General features: G+C 38.4%; 18 protein-coding genes, 1 other RNA gene and 1 riboswitch. All 19 genes read left to right on the top strand.

Annotation, left to right across the window (positions count from 1 at the left end; translation table 11 throughout):
- Positions 1-9: 9 nt before the first annotated feature.
- Positions 10-106, top strand: a riboswitch (purine riboswitch).
- Positions 107-340: 234 nt separating this feature from the next.
- The 19 genes from guaB (at position 341) to purH (ending at position 21257) form a co-directional block, all read left to right on the top strand.
- The gene (gene guaB / locus LEGAS_RS06060) at positions 341-1513 is read left to right on the top strand and encodes an IMP dehydrogenase (RefSeq protein ID WP_013231714.1); all 1173 of its coding nucleotides are present in this window, start codon (positions 341-343) and stop codon (positions 1511-1513) included.
- A 23-nt stretch (positions 1514-1536) separates the two neighbouring features.
- Positions 1537-2517, top strand: coding sequence for an IMP dehydrogenase (locus LEGAS_RS06055; RefSeq protein WP_010390644.1), 981 nt, complete (start codon positions 1537-1539; stop codon positions 2515-2517).
- Positions 2518-2609: 92 nt separating this feature from the next.
- Positions 2610-4160, top strand: a complete 1551-nt coding sequence (guaA, locus tag LEGAS_RS06050; RefSeq protein ID WP_010390642.1) for a glutamine-hydrolyzing GMP synthase — start codon at positions 2610-2612, stop codon at positions 4158-4160.
- Positions 4161-4726: 566 nt separating this feature from the next.
- The gene (gene recU, locus LEGAS_RS06045; RefSeq protein ID WP_010390640.1) at positions 4727-5341 is read left to right on the top strand and encodes a Holliday junction resolvase RecU; all 615 of its coding nucleotides are present in this window, start codon (positions 4727-4729) and stop codon (positions 5339-5341) included.
- A 23-nt stretch (positions 5342-5364) separates the two neighbouring features.
- Positions 5365-7533, top strand: coding sequence for a transglycosylase domain-containing protein (locus LEGAS_RS06040; protein ID WP_013231713.1), 2169 nt, complete (start codon positions 5365-5367; stop codon positions 7531-7533).
- A gap of 54 nt (positions 7534-7587) precedes the next feature.
- Positions 7588-8160: an SLOG family protein gene (locus LEGAS_RS06035; protein ID WP_010390633.1), complete on the top strand. Its 573-nt coding sequence runs from the start codon at positions 7588-7590 to the stop codon at positions 8158-8160.
- 76 nt (positions 8161-8236) lie between these two features.
- The gene (gpsB, locus tag LEGAS_RS06030) at positions 8237-8626 is read left to right on the top strand and encodes a cell division regulator GpsB (RefSeq protein ID WP_010390632.1); all 390 of its coding nucleotides are present in this window, start codon (positions 8237-8239) and stop codon (positions 8624-8626) included.
- Positions 8627-8695: 69 nt separating this feature from the next.
- Positions 8696-9065, top strand: an RNA gene (rnpB, locus tag LEGAS_RS09920) — RNase P RNA component class B.
- A gap of 166 nt (positions 9066-9231) precedes the next feature.
- The gene (locus LEGAS_RS06025; protein WP_013231712.1) at positions 9232-10707 is read left to right on the top strand and encodes an ABC transporter substrate-binding protein/permease; all 1476 of its coding nucleotides are present in this window, start codon (positions 9232-9234) and stop codon (positions 10705-10707) included.
- Between the two features lie 251 nt (positions 10708-10958).
- Complete coding sequence (gene purE, locus LEGAS_RS06020; RefSeq protein WP_010390630.1) at positions 10959-11444, top strand: 5-(carboxyamino)imidazole ribonucleotide mutase; 486 nt, start codon at positions 10959-10961, stop codon at positions 11442-11444.
- Positions 11441-12556, top strand: coding sequence for a 5-(carboxyamino)imidazole ribonucleotide synthase (purK, locus tag LEGAS_RS06015; protein ID WP_013231711.1), 1116 nt, complete (start codon positions 11441-11443; stop codon positions 12554-12556). The genes purE and purK overlap by 4 nt, the downstream gene beginning before the upstream one ends.
- Positions 12543-13286: a phosphoribosylaminoimidazolesuccinocarboxamide synthase gene (locus tag LEGAS_RS06010; protein ID WP_010390629.1), complete on the top strand. Its 744-nt coding sequence runs from the start codon at positions 12543-12545 to the stop codon at positions 13284-13286. Before purK ends, LEGAS_RS06010 begins: the two co-directional genes overlap by 14 nt.
- 11 nt (positions 13287-13297) lie before the next feature.
- Positions 13298-13564, top strand: a complete 267-nt coding sequence (gene purS / locus LEGAS_RS06005) for a phosphoribosylformylglycinamidine synthase subunit PurS (protein WP_010390627.1) — start codon at positions 13298-13300, stop codon at positions 13562-13564.
- Positions 13561-14229 (top strand): phosphoribosylformylglycinamidine synthase subunit PurQ, encoded by a 669-nt coding sequence (gene purQ / locus LEGAS_RS06000; protein WP_013231710.1) that lies wholly within the window; start codon positions 13561-13563, stop codon positions 14227-14229. The genes purS and purQ overlap by 4 nt, the downstream gene beginning before the upstream one ends.
- 60 nt (positions 14230-14289) lie before the next feature.
- Positions 14290-16512 (top strand): phosphoribosylformylglycinamidine synthase subunit PurL, encoded by a 2223-nt coding sequence (purL, locus tag LEGAS_RS05995; RefSeq protein ID WP_013231709.1) that lies wholly within the window; start codon positions 14290-14292, stop codon positions 16510-16512.
- Positions 16494-18113 carry an amidophosphoribosyltransferase gene (gene purF, locus LEGAS_RS05990; RefSeq protein ID WP_010390625.1) on the top strand — a complete coding sequence of 540 codons (1620 nt, stop codon included), beginning with the start codon at positions 16494-16496 and terminating at the stop codon, positions 18111-18113. Before purL ends, purF begins: the two co-directional genes overlap by 19 nt.
- The gene (purM, locus tag LEGAS_RS05985; protein WP_010390623.1) at positions 18113-19150 is read left to right on the top strand and encodes a phosphoribosylformylglycinamidine cyclo-ligase; all 1038 of its coding nucleotides are present in this window, start codon (positions 18113-18115) and stop codon (positions 19148-19150) included. Before purF ends, purM begins: the two co-directional genes overlap by 1 nt.
- On the top strand, positions 19144-19734 hold the full coding sequence (gene purN, locus LEGAS_RS05980; protein WP_010390621.1) for a phosphoribosylglycinamide formyltransferase: 591 nt from the start codon (positions 19144-19146) through the stop codon (positions 19732-19734). The genes purM and purN overlap by 7 nt, the downstream gene beginning before the upstream one ends.
- Positions 19731-21257, top strand: coding sequence for a bifunctional phosphoribosylaminoimidazolecarboxamide formyltransferase/IMP cyclohydrolase (gene purH, locus LEGAS_RS05975; RefSeq protein ID WP_010390619.1), 1527 nt, complete (start codon positions 19731-19733; stop codon positions 21255-21257). The genes purN and purH overlap by 4 nt, the downstream gene beginning before the upstream one ends.
- The last annotated feature ends 30 nt before the right edge of the window (positions 21258-21287 follow it).

The following is a 21287-nucleotide window of genomic DNA, read 5'->3' as shown; positions in this document are numbered from 1 at the left end:
TAATACCAACAACTAAATCATTTGTTTGCAGATATATCGCTGGAAAATGGCCGGCAGTTTCTACCACGTCCCAAAATTCGTGACTATTCGCAGATGTTAGACAATGTCTATGATATTGCCTAAGCATTTGTGGATCTGTGTATCCCAAATGCTTTTTTTGTACCAAATATTTGACTGTTATTATTACTTATCTATCTTTCGGCGGATCAGTTAACAATTGTGTTAACAAAAAGGCCAACTAGACAATCCGCGACAAATAATGGCACAAAGTATCGATGATATTTCTGACGTCTGAGGTACTTTAGTTTATTAGAAGTTGCTTTTAAAATCGGAGGATCTCATGCAAAAATTTTTCTTAGATGATGAAAAGCCTAAGTTCAGCTCACGTAACAAGTTTGCAAAAATGGGCTTAACATTTGATGATATCAAGTTGGTTTATGATCAAAAAAGAGCTGTCAATGTTGATGAAGTGACTGTTGAAACTAGTCTTACACCAACATTGAATTTAAAGTTGCCTTTACTTTCAGCAGCAATGGACACTGTAACAGAATCACGTTTTGCCATAGCGTTAGCAAAACTTGGTGGTTTGGGCGTCGTCCATAAAAATATGACAATTGCTGAACAGGCAGATGAAATTAAGCAAGTTAAAATGGCAGAATTTGATGCTGTGAAATATCCTAATGCTGCTATTGATTCACAAGGCCGTTTGCTAGTTGCTGGTGCAGTTGGTGTAACATCTGATACAGTAAAGCGCGTCGAAGCAATGGTTGCATTTGGTGTAGATGCTATTGTATTAGATTCAGCACATGGCCATTCAGAGGGTGTTTTGCGTAAAGTGTCAGAAGTTCGTGACGCTTTCCCTGAACTCAATATTATTGCGGGAAACATTGCGACTACAGATGGTGCAGCGGCGTTGTATGATGCTGGGGCTGATGTTGTTAAAGTTGGCATTGGACCAGGTTCAATTTGTACAACGCGTGTTGTTGCAGGTATTGGCGTACCACAAATTTCAGCTGTTCGTGATGCAGCTATTGAAGCTGCCAGACGTGGCAAATCTATCATTGCTGATGGTGGTGCTAAAACATCAAAAGATATTGTTAAAGCACTTGCTGCTGGTGGCAACGCGGTAATGTTAGGGTCAATGTTTTCAGGGACAGAGGAAACACCGGGCATTGTTTTTGAAGATAATGGAAAAAAGTACAAAACATATCGTGGCATGGGATCTATTGCTGCCATGGAAGCTGGATCTAAAGATCGTTACTTCCAAGGCGAAGTTAATGAAGCAAAGAAAATGGTACCAGAGGGTATTGAGGCGCGTGTGCAATATAAAGGTGCATTGATTGATGTCTTAACGACGATCATGACAAATGTTCGTGAAGATATGGCTAAAATGGGTACTAGAACAATCACTGATTTAATACAAGACAACAACATTGTTCGCGACATCGACAGCATCGATTATGAAGCAAAATTGTCAAAAGTTAAAAAGCAAGTTGTCATTCCAACATTTTAATAATAAATTCACGGAGAAAAAACATGTCTGAAAATAATGAAAATCAAGGACTTGGTTATGATCAAGTTTTGCTTGTACCAGGTGCTTCAAACGTCTTACCACACACAGTGTCACTTGCAACAAAGCTAGCTGATGATTTTATTTTGAACATACCAATTATTGCAGAAGCAAATGGTGTAGTAACTGATGGACGCGCTGCAGCAACGGCGCTAAATGGTGGTCTGGGAGTTATTGCTGAACAAGAAGATATTTCGGCTCAAATGGCAGCTATCGCTGAAGCCAAGTCAGTAGAGGTTGATCATGAAAAGTATCCTAACGCTTTTTTGGACTTGAAAGGCCGTGTTAGAATTGCAGCAGAAGTTTGGTTAACAACTGGTGCACAAGCAAGAGTTGAAAAACTCATAGTAGCTGGCGCTGATGCGATATTCTTTTATTTACATGATGAACTCAATAAAGAAACAAATGATATTGTAAAAGCAGTTCGCAAGGCATTTCCAACAGTCTTTTTAGCAGTTGGTGTGATTGAAGAACAAGGGATTGCTGGTGCATTATTTCAAGATGGTGTTGATGCTGTAATTGCTGGACGTTCAGTCAATTCTAAATTACCAAATAATACTTTGTATCCATTTTTAACAACAACAATGGCCATTGCCGAAATAGCAACTGAATTTGATAAAGCAGTTATTTCAACAGGTGGCGTACATTATTCAGGTGATGTGGTTAAAACTATTTCTGCTGGGGCTGACGCAACGCTAGTGACAGATTTACTGAAAGGTGAAGTTTTAGAAGCAGATGGCACTTTTGCTGGTGGGGATATGTCAATTGATGATGCAATATTCCAATCTGATGGTGGTTTGCGAGCTGGCATGGGTTACACCGGTTCATCAACGATATTAGATTTGAAATTAACGGCTCAATTTGTTCAAATTACTGATAATGGTTTACGTGAATCACATCCACATGATGTTGAAATTACTAAAATTGCACCTAACTATGCAAAATAATTTTTATAATTAACAATTCATTAGACTTTTAAAAAGTATAAACTTTTTAAATTATATGATATTTATTTTTTGAATGTAGAGGAGAGTAACAGATGGCCGATGTCATAAATGCCGACAAAGTTTTAGTATTAGATTACGGTAGTCAATATAATCAATTAATTACCCGCCGAATCCGTGAAATGGGTGTTTTTTCTGAATTAAAGTCAAGAAATATGACAGTTGAAGAGGTCAAGGCGTACAACCCTAAAGCTATTATTTTATCGGGTGGTCCAAAATCGGTCTACGAAAAAGATGCTTTCACAATTGACAATGAGATTTTTAACCTTGATGTACCCGTCCTTGGCGTTTGCTATGGTATGCAATTAATGGCACAAAATCTTGGTGGAAAAGTTGAAGCGAACACTGGCAATGGTGAATTTGGGCAGACTGTTTTAAAGCAAACTGAAGAAAGCGGTCGTCTATTTACCAATACACCGATGTCTCAGACAGTTTTGATGAGCCACTCAGACAATGTTGTTGATTTACCTGACGGCTTTGTCATTGCTGGGGGATCAGAATCAACACCAATAGCTGCTATTGCTAATGAAGACCGCCGTTTGTATGGTGTACAATTTCACGCTGAAACAACACTATCAGAGCATGGTAAACAAATTTTACAAAATTTTGTATTTGGCATTGCTGGTGCTGAAGCGAATTGGGATATGAGTGGTTTTATTGACGAACAAGTTGCACATATTCGTGAAGTTGTTGGTGATAAAAAGGTGTTGCTAGGTCTTTCTGGTGGTGTAGATTCATCTGTTGTTGGTGTTTTATTGCATAAAGCGATCGGTGATCAATTGACCTCAATTTTTGTTGATCATGGTTTGTTACGTAAAAATGAAGCGAAGCAAGTTATGGAAATGATGGGTAAGCAATTTGGCTTGAACATTATTAAAGTAGATGCACAAGAACGCTTTTTATCTAAATTAGCAGGCATTAAAGACCCTGAACAGAAACGTAAAATTATTGGTAATGAATTTATTCAAGTCTTTAATGATGAAGCAACTAAATTGGATGGTATTGAATTTTTAGCACAGGGCACACTATATACTGATGTGATTGAATCTGGTACAGATACAGCACAAACAATTAAGTCACATCATAATGTGGGCGGCTTACCAGAGGACTTGCAATTTAAGCTGATTGAACCGCTCAATACCCTTTTCAAAGATGAAGTCCGTGAACTTGGCGAGGCACTAAATATGCCTCATGAGATGGTTTGGCGTCAACCATTTCCAGGCCCAGGGTTAGGCATTCGTATTCTCGGTGACATTACAGAAGATAAACTTGAAATTGTGCGTGATTCTGATTGGATTTTACGTGACGAAATAGCTAAGGCTGGTCTTGAAGCTGATGTGTGGCAATACTTTACGGTATTAACTGGTGTTCGTTCAGTGGGTGTTATGGGCGATTTTCGTACCTATGACTATACAATTGCCATTCGAGCCATCACTTCAGTTGATGGTATGACAGCTGATTTTGCACAATTACCTTGGTCATTATTACAAAAAATTTCTGCACGTATTGTGAATGAGGTTGGTCATATCAACCGAGTCGTGTATGACATTACGGCTAAGCCACCTTCAACTGTTGAGTGGGAATAGCATTAAAATAGATTCTTTCATAAAGTGGTTTAGAGCGTTTTATGGGAACATGAAAAGTTGTGTTTACAAAAAAATTACGATGAGGTTAGCCTTTATCGTATTTTTTTGTGCGTGATATTGAATTATCATTTTGTTATTATAATTTACATGTTGATCAATGTGTGTCAATTGTTCTTGATTCTTGAAAAAATATGCTTGTATAATAAGTTCACCTTTTCTATAGAATAATCAGATATATACAAGTAAAGGGGTACAAAGTTTGGTAGGCATGTCATGATGATACAAGTGTTACTTGGTCATACTTCCTTGATTACAATGGGTAATATTTTTATAGTTAAATTGAAAAATAGTTTTAAATAGCATCAGCTAGTTGATCGTAAATGACGCACTATAGCGTTAATACGTTTAGAAATCACGCATACAAATTTTTTTGATTAATAGTTGAAGTAGTATCAACAACTGTTATATTATAAAGCAGAGAAAAGATACCAAATTTTAGCTTGTCATCTTTTCTTTTATGGTAAAATAGTAATTATATAGTTTAAAATTTGAAGTTGAGAGGATTAATGGCAATCAATTATCCTGCAGGGACTCATCGTGCCCAAGAAATTCAAAATACAATACGTACAGGTAAAACAACTAAAAAGGCATTAACCTTCGGTAAACGAGGAATGGGTTTGGAGGAGGAAATTAACCTTGCAAATGACTACTATCTTGCAAATCATTTAGCAGTCATCCATAAAAAGCCAACACCAATAACAATTGTGAAAGTTGATTATCCCGCACGTTCGGCGGCGAAAATTACTGAAGCGTATTTTAAACAGGCTTCAACAACTGATTATAATGGTGTGTATCAAGGACGTTATCTTGATTTTGATGCAAAAGAAACTAAAAACAAAACATCATTTCCGTTAAAAAATTTCCATGAACATCAAATTGTTCATTTGGCAAGTATTTTATCGCAGCATGGTGTTGGATTTGTGATTATTAAATTTACAAGTTTAGATGAAACCTATTTGTATCCAGCCCAATACTTGATTGCACAGTGGCAAAAACTGAAAGGAAAGCAATCAATTTCATATCATGAAATTGTGCGTGATAGTTACGTTGTGCCAAATAGTCTCAATCCGAGTCTAGATTATTTAAAGGCTGTTGATCAGTATTTTGAACATTTAAACTAACAATTAGGAGTACTCTAGTCATTATGGCAAACGAAAATCAATGGTCGCGTGTGAATCGCAATCGCAATATGTACGATAACCATCCGGCAACTGAACCGCCACGCATACCAAAATCAAATGGTAATGGCGGTCCCAAAAAGCCAAGAAAAAAACGACATTGGGTATTAGCAATATTTTTGTGGTTAGTTGTTTTAGGAATCATTGGCGGTCTGGCTGGAACAGCGGTATTTGTGACATATGCAAACGATGCACCGAACATCACACAAGCCAATTTAGCCTCTGAAACATCGAGTAGCATTTATGATAATCAAGAAAATGCAATTTGGAAATTATCAACAGTAGATCGTGATTATGCAAATTCAAATGAAATTCCAAAACAGTTAAAACAAGCGGTTGTTGCAACTGAGGATCGACGTTTTTATAAGCATAATGGTGTTGACCCTATTCGTATTGCTGGTGCCTTATTAGCTAATATTCGCGGTTCATCATTGGGTATGCAAGGTGGTTCAACTTTAACGCAACAGCTAGTTAAATTATCAGTGTTTAGTACATCAACAGCTGATCAAACGATCAAGCGTAAGGCACAAGAAGCAGTATTGGCAATGCGTGTTGAAAAGAATTTTTCAAAAGATGAAATATTAACCTTCTATATGAACAAGGTTTACATGGGACATGGTGTCTCAGGTATGAAAACGGCATCTGAGTATTTTTATGGTAAACCACTGACACAATTATCATTGGCGCAACTTGCCTTACTAGCTGGCATGCCACAATCGCCAACAAACTATGATCCGTATTTAAAAGACACATCACGTGCTACAGAACGGCGTAACACTGTTCTGTCTGCCATGGTTAAGTATGGTGCAATCACACAAAATCAAGCAACTGCAGCCACTAAAACATCGGTAACTGATGGACTACAAGATTTAACTACAAAAGCCAAGTTAGCAAATAATAATCGACAAGTGACAGATGCGTATGTGAAGTCAACAATTGCCGAGGCCAAGGCATTAGGTTATGATACAACAAAATCTGGTTTGAAAATTTATACAAATATGGATTCAACTATGCAACAGTACATGTATGATACTGCTAACGGCAATAGTGTAGCTTTTCCCTCGGAAGACGCGCAAATTGGCGCAACTATGACAGATCCCAGCAACGGAAAAGTTGTTGCACAAATCGGCAGTCGTAATAATCAAATTTTACAGGCAACTAATCATGCTACGCTAACTGGACGATCAGCCGGATCATCAATTAAGCCACTGCTAGATTATGGACCAGCTATTGAGTACTTGAATTGGCCAACATATCGCACAGTTGAAGATAAAAAATATAAGTACCCTGGTACCAATATTGATGTCTATAATTGGGATCGCAAGGATATGGGGAACATCACGATGCGTTCAGCGTTGACCCAGTCACGTAATATTCCGGCAGCACGAACTTTGGAAGAAGTTGGTGGTGCAAGTGCTGGGAAGTTTGTTAATAGTCTTGGTGTACCAACTAATCATATACCAGGTGGCCAGGATGCAATTAATTTAGATGCTTCAACAGAACAAGAAGCAGGTGCCTATGGCGCCATTGCCAATGGCGGTACCTATTATAAACCAAGCTACATTACTAAGATTGTAACAGCTGATGGCACAACTCATAATTATAATACTACTGGTAAGCGGGCAATGAAAACGAGTACAGCCTTCATGTTAACTGATATGATGAAAGGTGTCATCAAGCCAAATGCAACAGCCAGTGATGCAATCATTCCAGGACTACACCAGGCTGGGAAATCAGGATTGGTAGCTTATGGTGATAATGAAAACATGCCAGACCAAGCTATTAAGGATGCCTGGTTTACTGGTTTCACAAAAGCATATGCGTTATCAGTATGGACTGGTTATGATTGGCCTGCTAAAAATTATATTCCTTGGACATATCAAGACCTACCAGCGCAATATTATCAGAGAGTCATGTCATATGCCATGCAAAATAAACCAAATACTGATTGGACAGCACCAGATACGGTAACGCCAAAAGTAAGAGGCAATATTGTAGAATATGAAGTTAAGGGTGAAAAATGGAGTAATGGTGGTTTACCGTTGGTTAATTCATTACCACAATCTGGTGAGACTCCGGCAGAAGCAGGTATTTCAGGATCTGCAGCTGTGGGTGCAACAACGGGTAATAATTAGTCTGAACGATAGAAGTCTTGCGTAGGCAAGACTTTTATTTTGGAGGTGAGTGAGATGTCAAGATTATGGGTAACGGGATATCGTAATTACGAAATTGGCACATTTGGTGATAAAGACCCCAAAATTGCAGTGATTAAATACGCTTTAAATCGTACCCTTAGAGAACAGATAGATAACGGTCTTGAATGGGTAATTACTGGTGGTCAAATGGGTATTGAACAATGGACAGTGGCGGTTGTTTCAGATTTGAAACAAGAATTTCCGGCTTTAAAAGTTGCTATGATGTTGCCGTTTCAAAAGTTTGGTAGTCAATGGAAACCTGATAATCAAGCGCGCCTTCAGTCACTAATTTCAAAAAGTGATTTTTGCGAGAGCGTATCACAAGCACCATATGAAGGTCCCCAGCAACTTAAAAATTATCAGCAATTTATGCTTACGCATACTGATGGTGCCATTTTAGTATATGATTTAGATTTTGAAGGAAAGCCTGTTTACGATTATCGTGCGATTCAAAAACATCAAAGTATCATGCCATATCCGTTGACAACGATTGATATGGATCAATTGCAGGATTATGCAACAGAATATGAAGAAATACATGAAGAAAAGTCTAATTTTTATGAATAAGAGAGTAATTACCTTGTAATTTTAGTTATTTATTGGTAATATTAAATGAGTAAAAAAATAAATGAGGTGTGAACTTGTGGAACAAGTAAAGTACACGCAAAAAGATATTCTAGAACGTGTTTTCAAGCAAAAACGTATGGGTGTTGGATATGATCCAGCTGATGTTGATAATTTTTTAGATGATATTATTAAAGATTATGGTGCCTATGCGGGTCGTATAGACCAATTGCAAAATGAAGTAGCACGTTTGCAGACGGCATTGAAGGCTTCACAGGAACAATTAGTGGCTGTGAAACAGCAATCTCAGGTAGTGACACCAGCTGCTACGGTAATTCCTGAAGCACCATATGTGGCGCCTGTGGTTGAAACACCAAAGCCTGCACAAGTAGTGACTAATTTAGATTTAATTAAACGTGTTGCTAATTTAGAACGTGCTGTATTCGGACATGACGCTGAAAATATCTAACGTACTTGGTTGGTTAATGAACCGTCAATGACATATTAAATCATTTGTGTCAATAATTTTCAATTTGTAAGTATCGGGTAATTGCGCGCTATATTTCTAGCGTGAGGAAGGTCCATGCTCACACAATCTGAGATGATTGTAGTGTTTGTGCTGGGATAAAAAATAAACCCAGGAGCAGAGATGCTACGGCGGTCGAAAAGGCTAAGGTTACGGCTATGTCTTAATAGGCTCGAAGGTGCCATAGAAACGTATGCGTTAATGAAAGTTAACGTTTGAGACGAGGTAAACCCCACAAGTGGGCAACCCAAACTTTTGGTAGGGGCGGCTGATCTAGCAAATTGAAGCGATGATCGGTATGGTTTGGCAACAAACTTAGATAGATGATTACCGAAGGTAATATGATCCTGCATATTACTGGAACAAAACATGGCCTACAGATACTTGCAACAGGAGACGTCACTTTGTGGCGTTTTTTTTATGATGTTTTATGCATTGATTAATTCAATATACAACCTATTGATGAATATTAGCTTGAAAACATTGCATAAAAATTCATAACAAGTTATGATTAATTACGTTAATTAGGATATAGGAGAATTGAAGATATGGTACAAAAAATTGTAAAAAAACTGGTCATGACGGCGATGGGATTGATATTATTGCTGCCAATGTTTCTAGTATTTGTTCCACAAACACAGGCGGCAGATACTGATCCAGCCTACGCTGCGATTAAAAAACGTGGTGTTTTAATTGTTGGTTTGTCAGCTGATTATGCACCATTTGAATTTCATGCTACAGTTGGTGGCCGCGATCAAATCGTTGGTTTTGAAGTGTCTATGGCAAAACAAATCGCTAAAGATTTGGGTGTAAAAATTCAAATTAAAGAGATGGGATTTGATGGGTTAATTGGTGCTGTGCAAACTGGTAAAATTGATGTGATCATCTCAGGTATTAATGCAACACCCGAGCGTGAAAAAGTTGTTGATTTTTCAAAATCTTATATGTCACCCAAACAAACAATATTAATCTTAAAAAAGAATGCGCCACAGTTTACAACTAATGTTGATTCGTTTTCTGGTAAAAAGGTAGGCGCACAACGACAAACAACGCAGGAAACTTTTGTACAGAATAACATGCCTTCATCGACATTAGTTAGTATCCAGAAGGTACCGGATTTAGTTTCTCAATTATCGGCTGGCAAGATTTCAGGTGTTGTCTTAAATGATCCAATTTCTGAAGCCTATGCACAACAAAATAAGGCACTTCAAGTGATTTACCCAAAGCCAAATGAATCTGAAGGGGCTGTCTCAATTGCAATGCGGAAAAATTCACCCGTGTTGCAGTCAAAAATTAACGCTTCAATAGATGGCATTGTGTCATCTGGTAAATTAAAAGCCTACCAAAAAGAGGCAAATACGTTAATGTTTGCCAAACAATCATTTTGGGCAAAATATGGTAATTTGTTTATTAAAGGTACGTTGATTACACTTGCTTTAGCAGCAATTGCAGTTGTTATTGGTGCTGTACTCGGGACGGTGTTGGCGCTATTTAAATTGTCACCAAACTTCATATTGAAGTCACTGGGCAATATATACATTGAATATGTACGTGGGACACCTTTGTTAGTTCAGGCATTTATGGTATTTTTCGGCACACAAGTTATCGGATTGAATTTATCAGCTTTTGCTGCTGGTGCGTTGGCAATGGGATTAAATTCCGCCGCCTATGTTGCTGAAATTATTCGTTCAGGTATTAATTCAGTTAACTACGGTCAAACAGAGGCAGCAAGGTCTCTTGGTCTATCTAAAGGGAAATCTATGCGGTACATTATTTTACCGCAAGCCATTAAAAATATTTTACCAGCGTTGGGGAATGAATTTGTGACGGTTATTAAAGAAGGATCCGTTGTGTCAGTCATTGGTGTTGGTGAGTTAATGTTCCAAACTGGGGTGGTACAGGGCGCTAGTTTCCAGCCATTCTTCCCATTACTAATCACCTCATTGATTTACTTTGTATTAACCTTTAGTATTAGCCGTGCATTAGGTTATGCCGAAAAGCGTATGGCGCGTAGTAGCCGTTAAATTCACAATATGAGTGAGAAGCGAATATTAAGATTTTAGATTTATGAAAGTGCTTACAAAGCAAACGTTCGTAAATATGTATAAAAAGTATAAAAACGTTCGTATATAACGAACGTTTTTTTTGTTTGTGTGAATTTTCTTATTTAAAAGCGAAGCATTTTATGCTGTTTTCTGTTAAATTGGAATAGTAAACGAACAAGGGAAGAATAGTATTTGTGATTTTGAATAAAACACGAACAATGGAGAATAATATGACACAAGTCGCTGTAGTTATGGGATCAACAAGTGATTGGCCTGCTATGCAACAAACAACTTTGTTATTAGAAAAGCTCGGCATAACGTATGAAAAGCACGTTATTTCTGCTCATAGAATGCCTGAACAGTTACAAACATTTGGCCAGGCGGCACAAAAAAATGGCTTACAAGTAATTATTGCAGGTGCAGGTGGTGCAGCTCATTTACCTGGTATGATTGCAGCGAATACACTTGTTCCAGTAATTGGCGTTCCTATGCAGTCACATGCTCTAAACGGTATGGATTCATTGCTATCAATTGTTCAGATGCCAGCTGGCATTCCTGTTGCTACTGTCGCTATTGGTGATGCAGGAGCAAAAAATGCCGGCATTCTAGCTGCACAAATTATTGCTTTACATCATGAAGAAGTGAGAGAAAAATTAGTGGTATTTCGAAAGGAACAAACACAAAAGTCTATTGTTAGTGAGGCGGAATTAATATGACAAATATTGTTTTACCGCCAGCAACGATTGGTATTATTGGTGGTGGTCAATTAGGACAAATGATGGCATTGTCCGCAAAAATGATGGGATATAAAGTCGGTGTTTTGGATCCAACTGTGGCATCACCAGCTGGGCAGGTATCAGATTTTCAAATTGTTGCTGAATATGATGATGTGTCAGCGTTAACTGAACTGTCAAAACGTAGTGATGTTTTGACATATGAATTTGAAAATGTTGATATTGTTACCTTATCCAAACAAAAAAAAAGCTTACCTCAAGGTACGCGATTACTTGAAATAACAAGTAATCGATTAACAGAAAAAACATTTGTACAAAATATTGCCAAAGTACCTGTGGCTAAATTTATAGCGATTCATGATGCTAAAGAGTTTAAAGTAGCAGTAGCAAAAATAAAGTTTCCCGCAATTCTTAAAACTGTGAGTGGTGGTTATGATGGTCATGGCCAATGGCATGTGGATAATCAAGATGATGTTGATCAAATCGTTAAAAAATTTCCAACAGGGACACTTATATTAGAACAAAAGGTGCCATTTCAAAAAGAGCTGAGTATCATGGTGACACGTGATGTTCAAAATAATGTGACGATGTGGCCAATTTCTGAAAACGTGCATGTTGATCACATTTTGAAAACAAGTTTTGTACCTGCTAATATTAGTGCAGTCCTTACAAAAAAAATACAACAAATTGCAACTGAAATTGCAAATGCATTAGATTTAAGAGGTGTCTTGGGCATAGAATTATTCGTCAGTGATGACAATGTTTGGGTGAACGAACTTGCACCACGGCCACACAATTCTGGACATTACAGTATTGAAGCAACGAACGTCTCACAATTTGAAGGTCATATTCGTAGCATTACAGGTTTAACAATACCTGAGATTACGCTAGAAAAGCCAGCACTCATGCTAAATTTATTAGGAGATGAGATTCAACAAGCTAGAAATGATTTGGTAAATCATTCAGAATGGCACTTCCATGATTATGGTAAAGCAGCGATAAAACGCAATCGTAAGATGGGACACATCACAGTAGTTGGCGAAGACAATATTAAAAAATTATATGAATGGAGTCAAGCACATGGACAGCATTGAGTATGAGAAACGTACAATCACACGTGGCGCATTGAAATATACAGGTAAAGCAAAACAGGTATACACGACAGATGACCCTGATATATTGTGGGTGCATTACCTTGATCAAGCTACAGCATTAAATGGCAAAGTGAAAGAAACAATTAGTGGAAAAGGCGAACTCAATAGTGCCATTAGTCAATTGTTATTTAACTATTTAACTGGAAACAACATTAAAAATCATTACTTGCATTCAATTTCAAAAACTGATGAACTAATTACAAGTTTGGACATTTTGCCAATTGAAGTTGTCACACGAAATTATGCTTCTGGCCATTTTGTGAGTAAGTTTGCGGCAACACCTATGCAAAAATTGACACCTATTGTCCAAGAATTTTATTATAAATCAGACGCGTTAGATGACCCATTTATAAATGATTCACAAATTTTGGCTTTGAATTACGCTACAAACGATGAACTAACCAAGCTAAGAGCTGAATCGACAATTATTAATCGCCATTTAATCGACTTATTTCGACAAGCTAATATTCAGTTAATTGATTTTAAGTTAGAGTTTGGTCGTACAAAAAATGGCGATATATTGTTAGCTGATGAACTATCACCTGATAATATGCGTTTAGTTGATATAGCAACTGGTAACTCATTAGATAAAGACGTTTTCCGTAAACATTCAGGGGATGTCACGGTTGGTTATCAAGAAGTTCTAACACGATTACAGCAGATCATTTAAGGAGAAAAATGATGTATTTAGCAAAAATTTATGTGACTTATAAGCCATCAATTTTAGATCCACAGGGTGAGGTCATTAAGGCAGCACTAAAGCGTATGGATTACGTTGGGATTGATCAAGTTGCGCAAGGCAAATATTTTGAAGTGAAATTAAATGCCAAAGACGTTGATGCCGCAACTGCTGAAGTTGAAAGCTTTACGGATGCTTTGTTAATTAATCAAAATACAGAAACTTATCGCTTTGACCTAAGTTTGGTATCAGATGAGGTGGATGTATGAAAGCGGCCGTCATTAGTTTCCCTGGATCAAATTGTGATTTTGATATGCTCTATGCGTTACAGGGTTTTGGTGTTGATGCAGAAATTATTTCGGCGAAACAAAATAGTTTAACAGGATTTGATGCTATTTTTTTGCCAGGTGGTTTCTCTTATGGTGATTATCTCAGAACTGGTGCTATCGCACGTTTTTCACCAATTATGAGTGCTGTTACTCAGGCAGCAAATGCTGGTAAATTAATTGTTGGTGTTTGCAATGGTTTTCAAATTTTGACAGAAGCTGGCTTGTTACCAGGGCAGTTGTTGCCTAACGCAAAACCAGGGTTCATCTGTGACGAAGTTGCATTGCATGTTGCAAACGGTCAAACAGCGTTCAGCAGTGCATACGATGTCGATGAAACGATTTTAATCCCTATCGCACATGCTGAAGGAAATTATTTTGCCGATGAAACAACTTTGGCTAAACTTGAAAAAAATGATCAAATTGTTTTCCGCTACGTCAATAATCCAAATGGCTCAGCACATGACATTGCTGGTATTATGAACGAGCAAGGCAATGTTTTTGGCATGATGCCTCATCCAGAGCGTGCTGTTGATGCAGTTCTTGGAAATATTGACGGACAAAATTTCTTTAAAAGTATCCTTTCAGGTATTTTAACAAAAGTATAATGCATATTATTTATAAAACAGATGTCATGGTAGGAAAACACAGTTATGAAAGGCAAAAAAATGACAACAGTCATAAATAGCGAACTCTCACCTGAGCAAGTACGTGATTCTAAAATTTATACCCAGTGGGGTTTAACTGAGACAGAATACAATCTCATTGTGACAGAGTTAAAACGTTTACCAAATTTTACTGAAACTGGTATTTTTTCTGGTATGTGGTCTGAACATGTTTCTTACAAAAAATCAAAGCCAATTTTACGCAAATTTTGGTCAAACAATGAACGTGTATTGCAAGGGCCTGGTGAGGGCGCTGGTATTTTAGATATTGGTGATGGTCAAGCTGTCGTTTTTAAAGCAGAAAGTCATAATCACCCGAGCTTTGTTGAACCTTACGAGGGGGCTGCAACAGGTGTTGGAGGCATATTACGCGATATTTTTTCAATGGGTGCTCAGCCGATTGCTGTTTTAGATTCACTGCGTTTTGGTGAATTAGATAATACACATACTAAACATATTGTTGATGGCGTGATTGCAGGTATCGCAGGGTATGGGAACGCTATTGGCATCCCCACAGTTGGTGGGGAAATCAGTTTTGACGATGTTTACGCTGGTAATCCATTGGTTAATGTTATGGCTGTTGGGCTGATTGATCAAACAGCCATGCAAGTTGGTCAGGCTAAAGGTATTGGTAATTCGATTATTTATGTTGGGGCAAAAACTGGTCGTGATGGCATTAATGGCGCATCATTTGCCTCTGCTGAGTTTTCAACAGAGCAAGCATCAGACCGTTCTGCTGTTCAAGTTGGTGATCCATTTTTAGAAAAATTAGTGATGGATGCGACGCTTAAGGCTGTCAAGGATCATTCTGATATTATTGTTGGCATTCAAGACATGGGCGCTGCAGGTCTGCTATCGTCAAGTTCAGAAATGGCAGCTAAAGCTGGTATGGGTATTACGTTGAACTTGGATCTTGTACCGCAGCGTGAGTTACATATGACACCTTATGAACTGATGCTTTCAGAATCGCAGGAACGCATGGTGTTGGTTGTTAAGCATGGAGAAGAACAGCCAATCATTGATTTATTTCAAGAGGCTGATTTGGATGCGGTCATTATTGGTAAAGTGACAGATAATGGTCGTTATATTTTAGAATTTGAGGGTAATAGGGTTGCAGATGTGCCCATTAATTTCCTAACACATGCGCCAAAACAAGATTTACCAATGATTGCACCTAAGCGGCTGTCCGAATTTTCAGATACACAATATCAACCTGATATGTCTCAAGTTAAGGCAACAATTAAGGCCTTAATGGCACAGTCGACCATCGCTTCTAAAGCCTCATTGTTTAAACATTTTGATGCCATGGTGCGTGCTGATACAGTCATAAAACCTGGTGGGGATGCGAGTTTGGTGCGTATACGTGGTACCAAAAAAGCCTTAGCAATGACGACAGATGTTAATGCGCGTTTCTTATACCTTAACCCCCGTGTTGGGGCAAAAATGGCCGTTGCTGAAGCTGCACGAAATATTGTAGCCACTGGTGCCACGCCAATTGGCATTACAGACGGTTTGAATTTTGGTTCACCTGACAACCCAGAAGTATACTACGAACTAGATCAATCAGTTGCTGGTATTAATGACATGGCTAAGCAACTTAATACGCCAATTATTTCTGGTAACGTGTCACTTTATAATGAAACGGATGGTCAAGCAATCTATCCCACACCTATGATTGGCATGGTTGGCTTGTTAGATGATATTAGTCAGGCAACGACAATGGCTTTCAAACGTGCTGGTGATGTCATCTACTTAATTGGTGAAACAACAGATAGTTTCAATGGTTCAGAAATTCAGAAGTTACAGTTAGGGAAAATTATTGGTCAATTGTTTGAGTTTAATGATGAAACAGAGTTAGCGTCACAAGGATTAGTCCGTGAAGCTATTGCCAAAAATCTACTTGCTAGTGTACATGATCTTTCAGAGGGTGGCATGATTGTTAGTTTGTTAGAAAGTAGTTTTGCTGGTGATCTTAGTTTTAATATTGCTACGAAACAGTCGGATAAGTATTTGTTCTCTGAAACGCCTAGTCGGTTTATTGTTAGTGTTCCTCAGACTAAAGTTGCAGACTTTGAACATTTGGCAGGAAAGCAGGCAACAAAAATTGGGTTAGTCACCAGTGAGTCAGATGTTGTCATTAATACACTAACACAAACGATTGCCTTATCACGTGAAGAAATTCAAACAGTTTATCAGGAGAGCATTTCATGGCAATTAAAGGGATAGAGCAACAACAAATCGCACAAAGATTAGCCCAGCAAACTGAAAAAACACGTGTGAACGTACGTAGCCTAAATGAAGAATGTGGTATTTTTGGTGTTTGGGGGCGACAAGATGCCGCACAACTCACTTATTACGGCTTGCATGCTCTGCAACATCGCGGTCAAGAAGGTGCAGGCATTGTTTCAAATAATAATGGGCATCTCTGGCAGGAACGTGGTTTAGGCTTACTGAGCGATGTTTTTAGGGATCCTGCACGTATTGACGCTTTAGCTGGAACAGCTGCAATTGGTCACGTACGTTATGCGACAGCCGGATCTCATGGTGTTGAAAATATTCAACCTCTTATGGTCAATTTTCACGATATGCAAATATCTCTGGCCCACAATGGTAATTTAACAAATGCCATGTCCTTGCGAGAAGATTTAGAAGAAGAAGGGGCTATTTTCCAAAGTTCATCTGATTCTGAAATTTTGTTACACCTGATTCGACGATCAAAAGCAACGACATTTGTAGATAAATTAAAAGAGGCACTAAATATTGTACGTGGCGGTTTTGCTTACTTATTGTTAACACCTCATGGCCTATATGCAGCACTTGATCCGCATGCATTTCGACCATTTGTTGTTGGACAGATGCCTGAGGGGAATTATATTGTCACTTCCGAAACAGCAGCACTAGATGTGATTGGCGCCCGTTTTGTTCGTGATGTACAACCTGGTGAATTGTTGGCAATCGATGACGATGGGCTAACTATTGATAGTTATACAAGAAATACAGCATTGCATATTGATTCAATGGAATATATTTATTTTGCGCGTCCTGATTCTACAATTTATGGTGTCAACGTGCATAAAGCACGTAAACGTATGGGTGCTGCACTTGCTGTAGAGCAACCGGTCCCTGATGCTGATATCGTCGTTGGTGTACCAAACTCAAGTTTGTCCGCAGCTGCTGGATTTGCTGAAGCGACAGGTTTACCAAATGAGATGGGTCTCGTGAAAAATCAATATATTGCGCGAACATTTATTGAGCCAACGCAAGATAAACGTGAGCGTGCCGTCCGAATGAAATTGAGTGCGGTTAAAGATGTTGTACGTGACAAAAATGTGGTCTTAGTTGACGATTCCATTGTTCGTGGAACAACCTCAATGTTTATTGTACGTATGTTAAAGGAGGCAGGTGCAAAATCAGTCCATGTGCGTATTGCTAGCCCAATTTTTAAATTTCCGTCTTTCTATGGGATTGACATGCAAACCACCAAAGAATTGATGGGAGCTAATAATACCTTAGAGGAAATGCGTGAAAAAATAGAGGCCGATTCGCTTGGATTCTTATCCGTTGATCAACTTGTTAAAGCGATTGATTTACCTTATGATGGCCAAGGAACTGGATTGACAACTGCCTATTTTGATGGTCATTATCCAAGTCCAATTTATGATTATACAGCCAGTTTGTCAAATTTTGTGGCAAAAGATCTTGTTGATTTTGCCCCTGAACCCATGACAATTTATCACCCGCGCCAAGTAGCATCATTACGCAATGAAGAAACGTTGGCAGATGGGACAATTCATTTAGATTCACAAACAATTCAGGGAGTAGAATAATGATTGAGCAAAACGCATACCAGCAAGCAGGCGTTGATATTAAAGCAGGTGAAAAGGCTGTTGAATTGATGAAAGATGCAGTATCTGATACCTATACAGACAACGTTTTAGACGGTCTTGGCGGTTTTGGTGCCGCTTTTGCACTTGGATCAGACTATAAGAATCCGGTATTGGTGTCAGGCGCTGATGGTGTGGGCACAAAATTACTGCTTGCAATTGCTGCGAATAAACACGACACGATTGGTCAAGATTTAGTGGCTATGGTTGCTAATGATATTTTGGCACAAGGTGCAAAGCCGGCCTTTATGTTAGATTATTTGGCAGTGGACAAAATGAGACCAGAAGTTGTTGCAACAATTGTTACCGGTATCGCAAAAGCGGCTAAAGCCTCTGGGATGGCGCTTATTGGCGGAGAAAGTGCAGAATTACCAGGCTTATATGCCCCGAATCACTATGATTTAGCAGCTTTTGCGGTTGGTGTAGCTGAACGTGATCAGTTGTTGGCGCCAAAAAATGTCAAATCTGGAGACGTTTTAATTGGACTGCCATCATCAGGTATTCATTCAAATGGGTATTCTTTGGTTCGTCATGTTTTAGGGATTCAAACTGATGCTGATTTTAACCACTTGGCTGCTGAGACACAAGAAACGCTGATGACACCAACTACTTTATATGCTAAGTCTGTTTGGCCATTAGTGGCGCAAGGGATCATTCAATCAATGGCACACATTACAGGTGGCGGTTTAATTGAAAACTTACCGCGTGCATATACAAGTGAGCTATCTGCTCAGATTAATTGGGGTTCATGGCCTGTGTTGCCTATTTTTAATACACTACAAAAAGCAGGTAGCTTGTCAGTTGAAGATATGTTGTTAACTTTTAACAATGGCTTAGGTATGGTACTCATTGTTAAGTCTGAAGCAAGTAAACAGGTGATGTCGCAACTATCTCAAGCAAACCAGCCAGCTTACCTCATTGGTGAAATGATTGCACGTCAGGAGTCAGGCGTTGTCTTTCAAGGTGTAGCGCCATGGTAAAATCAGTCCGTTTAGCTGTATTTGCTTCAGGGACAGGCACTAATTTTCAAGCATTGCACGATGCTATTTTGCAGCGACATCTTCATGCTGAAATTGTGCGTTTGATAGTTGATAAATCTGCTGCTGGTGCATTAAATTTAGCCAAAATATTTGGTATTCCGGCCACTTTTATTAAATACTCAGAGTATAAAACCAAACCAGAAGCCGAACAAGCAATTTTAAATCAGTTAAAAATAGATGAGGTCGATGGTATTTTGCTCGCTGGATATATGCGCATTTTAACACCTACTTTAATTGACAATTATCCAAGTAAGATTATTAATCTACATCCAGCGATGTTACCCAATTTCCCAGGTAGACACAGTATTTTAGATGCTTATGAAGCAGACGTTGATATGACAGGCGTAACGGTACATTTTGTTGATAATGGCATTGATACAGGTAAAATTATTGCGCAACAAAAAGTGCCCCGATTGCCTAATGATACTTTACAGGATTTAGAAACGCGCATGCATAACGTTGAACATGTTTTGTATCCAAACACACTAGAACAGTTACTTAATGAAGGAGTATTTTTAAAATGACACGTGCATTACTTAGTGTTTCTGACAAAAATGGGCTTGTCCCATTTGCCCAAAAATTAGTTGAACTTGGTTATGAATTGGTTTCAACTGGTGGCACACATAAAGTGCTTGAGGCAGCAGGCTTAAATGTGATTGCAATTGACGACGTGACTGATTTTCCAGAAATGCTGGATGGTCGTGTCAAAACATTACATCCCCGTGTACATGCTGGTTTGCTAGCAAGACGCGATTTACCAGAACATATGGCAACATTAGCTGAATTTAACATTACACCAATTGATATGGTTGTTGTTAATTTATATCCATTTAAAGAAACGATTCAAAAAAGCGGTGTAACAGAAGCAGAAGCGATTGAAAATATTGATATTGGTGGTCCATCAATGTTACGTTCAGCCGCAAAAAACTTCGCATCAGTTTTACCAATTGTTGATCCAACTGATTATGATGTTGTGATTGAAAAATTGCAAACTAATCAGGTTGATCAAGCATTTCGTAAGTCATTGGCAGCTAAAGTATTTCAACATACTGCTGCTTATGATGCGTTAATTGCTGATTATCTAACGGTATCAGAATTTCCCAAAAATCTCACATTGCCATATGAAAAGTTTGATGATATGCGTTATGGTGAAAATCCACATCAAAAAGCCGCGGCCTACACGACTGCCTTATCAGAATCATATTCAGTATTAAATGCTGATATTTTGCATGGCAAGCAGTTATCTTATAATAATATTCGTGACGCAGATGCCGCTTTGCGTATTATTGCTGAATTTGAGGAAACAACTGTAGTCACAGTTAAACACATGAATCCAGCAGGTATCGGACAAGGAGAAAACTTAGAAGAAGCATGGGATAAAGCCTTTGCTGCTGATGACATTTCTATTTTTGGTGGTATTGTGGCCTTGAATCGTCAAGTTGATGCTGTAACGGCTGAAAAAATGCACGGTATTTTCTTGGAAATAATTATTGCCCCCAGTTTCACCCCCGAGGCATTTGAAATTTTGTCAGCAAAAAAGAATTTGCGTTTATTAACATTACCATTTACAAATACAATTTCACAAAATTTGGAAGTCACTTCTGTTTTGGGTGGTGTCGTTATACAAGAACGTGACTTGATGGGAGAATCAGAAGCAAACTTTGAAGTTGTATCAAAAGCGCAACCAACAGCCCAGCAATTACGTGCAATGATCTTTGCGCAAAAAGTTGTCAAACATGTGAAGTCAAATGCTATTGTTGTAGCACGTGATGGCCAAACATTGGGTGTGGGTGCAGGTCAACCTAACCGCATTGATTCAGTTGTCTATGCGATACAAAAAGCCGTCAACAAGACAGGTTTTAGTGAAGCAGTATTAGCATCAGATGCCTTTTTCCCAATGGATGATTCTGTGGCATATGCTGCTGACCATGATATTAAAGCCATTGTTGAACCTGGTGGTTCAATTAAAGATAAAGACTCAATTGCAAAAGCAGATGAGTTAGGTGTTGTGTTAGTATTTTCTGGTACACGTCATTTCAAACATTAAAAATTAATTTAAAGCGCTGAGTGTGGCGCT

Source organism: Leuconostoc gasicomitatum LMG 18811 (assembly GCF_000196855.1).
GTDB lineage: Bacteria > Bacillota > Bacilli > Lactobacillales > Lactobacillaceae > Leuconostoc > Leuconostoc gasicomitatum.
This window is presented reverse-complemented; position numbering and strand designations above follow the sequence as displayed.

What these genes read in the sequence shown, in the direction of transcription:
- guaB (WP_013231714.1), top strand. Translation starts at nt 341, where the DNA reads ATGCAAAAATTTTTCTTAGATGATGAAAAGCCTAAGTTCAGCTCACGT.
- LEGAS_RS06040 (WP_013231713.1), top strand. Translation starts at nt 5,365, where the DNA reads ATGGCAAACGAAAATCAATGGTCGCGTGTGAATCGCAATCGCAATATG.
- purN (WP_010390621.1), top strand. Translation starts at nt 19,144, where the DNA reads ATGGTAAAATCAGTCCGTTTAGCTGTATTTGCTTCAGGGACAGGCACT.
- purK (WP_013231711.1), top strand. Translation starts at nt 11,441, where the DNA reads ATGACAAATATTGTTTTACCGCCAGCAACGATTGGTATTATTGGTGGT.
- purH (WP_010390619.1), top strand. Translation starts at nt 19,731, where the DNA reads ATGACACGTGCATTACTTAGTGTTTCTGACAAAAATGGGCTTGTCCCA.
- LEGAS_RS06025 (WP_013231712.1), top strand. Translation starts at nt 9,232, where the DNA reads ATGGTACAAAAAATTGTAAAAAAACTGGTCATGACGGCGATGGGATTG.
- LEGAS_RS06010 (WP_010390629.1), top strand. Translation starts at nt 12,543, where the DNA reads ATGGACAGCATTGAGTATGAGAAACGTACAATCACACGTGGCGCATTG.
- guaA (WP_010390642.1), top strand. Translation starts at nt 2,610, where the DNA reads ATGGCCGATGTCATAAATGCCGACAAAGTTTTAGTATTAGATTACGGT.
- purF (WP_010390625.1), top strand. Translation starts at nt 16,494, where the DNA reads ATGGCAATTAAAGGGATAGAGCAACAACAAATCGCACAAAGATTAGCC.
- purM (WP_010390623.1), top strand. Translation starts at nt 18,113, where the DNA reads ATGATTGAGCAAAACGCATACCAGCAAGCAGGCGTTGATATTAAAGCA.
- purS (WP_010390627.1), top strand. Translation starts at nt 13,298, where the DNA reads ATGTATTTAGCAAAAATTTATGTGACTTATAAGCCATCAATTTTAGAT.
- purE (WP_010390630.1), top strand. Translation starts at nt 10,959, where the DNA reads ATGACACAAGTCGCTGTAGTTATGGGATCAACAAGTGATTGGCCTGCT.
- LEGAS_RS06035 (WP_010390633.1), top strand. Translation starts at nt 7,588, where the DNA reads ATGTCAAGATTATGGGTAACGGGATATCGTAATTACGAAATTGGCACA.
- LEGAS_RS06055 (WP_010390644.1), top strand. Translation starts at nt 1,537, where the DNA reads ATGTCTGAAAATAATGAAAATCAAGGACTTGGTTATGATCAAGTTTTG.
- recU (WP_010390640.1), top strand. Translation starts at nt 4,727, where the DNA reads ATGGCAATCAATTATCCTGCAGGGACTCATCGTGCCCAAGAAATTCAA.
- purL (WP_013231709.1), top strand. Translation starts at nt 14,290, where the DNA reads ATGACAACAGTCATAAATAGCGAACTCTCACCTGAGCAAGTACGTGAT.
- purQ (WP_013231710.1), top strand. Translation starts at nt 13,561, where the DNA reads ATGAAAGCGGCCGTCATTAGTTTCCCTGGATCAAATTGTGATTTTGAT.